The 1439-nt window shown below is 36.9% G+C and carries 2 protein-coding genes; both read right to left on the reverse strand.

Going from position 1 to position 1439, the window contains the following annotated elements; genetic code table 11:
* Positions 1-65: 65 nt before the first annotated feature.
* Positions 66-977, reverse strand: a complete 912-nt coding sequence (locus ACQY8X_RS20870; RefSeq protein ID WP_428037055.1) for a restriction endonuclease — start codon at positions 975-977, stop codon at positions 66-68.
* Positions 978-1114: 137 nt separating this feature from the next.
* The coding region (locus ACQY8X_RS20875; protein ID WP_428037056.1) for a molecular chaperone DnaJ at positions 1115-1439 on the reverse strand (325 nt) is incomplete at its 5' end.

The raw sequence follows: 1439 nt of genomic DNA on the forward strand, positions 1-1439 counted from the left end.
ATTTAAATGATTCGGGCCCTATATGATTTATATTTCTTAGTGGTAATAAGTCTGAGCTTTTTTCCTCATGCAATCGGAAGAAATTTTCTTACAGATGGGCTGGCAGTCATAGGTGTACCAGGGTTTATTATTAATTTTGAGGTAAACTCGATAGCTCCGGGAATAGGAGGTAAATCAGACTTGTTTTTAAATTTGGGGGCTTTGGCCCTATAGTCGACTAATTCTCTTAGATCGAAAATAACAGAGCAATTATCCTCCTCTATATAGCGAAGAAGTTTGGCTGAATCTAGCTCATTGAAGTATCCTAGATAAAAAGCATTGCGGATGTGAATATCTACTTCAGTTTTATGTAGTTGAATACGAGTTCCGTCCCTTTTCTTTATATAAGCAGGACCATCTTCGATAGGGTTAAAAGAGTGTACACCTTCAAAGTTTAGTTTATCGTTATTATTCCAATATTCTCCTATTATTTGGTGAAGAGGTTTATCGTTAATATGCCAAATATCTAGTTCTTCCACGAACCAGTTACCTGCTGGGATCAGAAACTTTGGCTTAATAAAATCAATTTCAAGTTCGATAATCAAAAAAGGAATTTCTAAATTAAAATTCCATTTATCAGATCTAGCTTGATGTACAGTACAAAGTGTTATTCCTAGCCTGGTAGCCTTTTTTCTGGCTCCTTTTGAAAACCCTTTTCGAGCAACTAGAATTCCTTTGTTTGCTTTAATATCTTTAAGCTTTGATTCGAATGCATCTAGAGTTGTTACATTAACGACTTTGTTGTAGTCCTTGCATTCGATAGCGGTAACTATATCAATAGGGCCAACCTTTCCTCTGAGTAAAACATCAACTTCTCTGGGACCATCTATTCCATTAATCATTACATTTTTTTCGACGCTCTCATATCTGGTGTCGTTTCTTAATGCATTAAATATTTCTGCTGTTAGGTTTTCGAATTCAGAACCTTGTTTAGGCATGATAAAATCCATTGATGATATAGGTCTCTACCACCTCTAGAGACGGCTAAAAGGAGATAGACTTACGATTGTTGCATTGGATGATCTTAACACGTTTTCTTAGCAGTAATTGTCGCGCCTTGTTTACTTATCGATTGTTATGTGTTTTTAGAGTGATTGAAATAGAAAGCAGTAACACTGCCCATTAATGTGCCTGAAAATGCCAAAAACTCAGTGAAATACTGGTTCCTCATCAATGCTAGAGCAAAGGTAAAGGTTAGGATTAAGAACACAATAGCTAAAGCTAACATAGGTTTTATACGCTTATTCATTCTTTCAGTAGTAGGCTCTGCTTGGCCAATACCATTACAGGTGCCACAGGCTAGCCCGTAATAGGGCTGCTTACCCTTTAACTCATGATTTTTAACGCATGCTTGGCAGCTGGCACCTTCTTTCCCAGAGCTACAAGTGCCTGTTTCATTA

Source organism: Amphritea sp., from assembly GCF_050300915.1.
In the GTDB taxonomy this organism is placed as follows: domain Bacteria; phylum Pseudomonadota; class Gammaproteobacteria; order Pseudomonadales; family Balneatricaceae; genus Amphritea.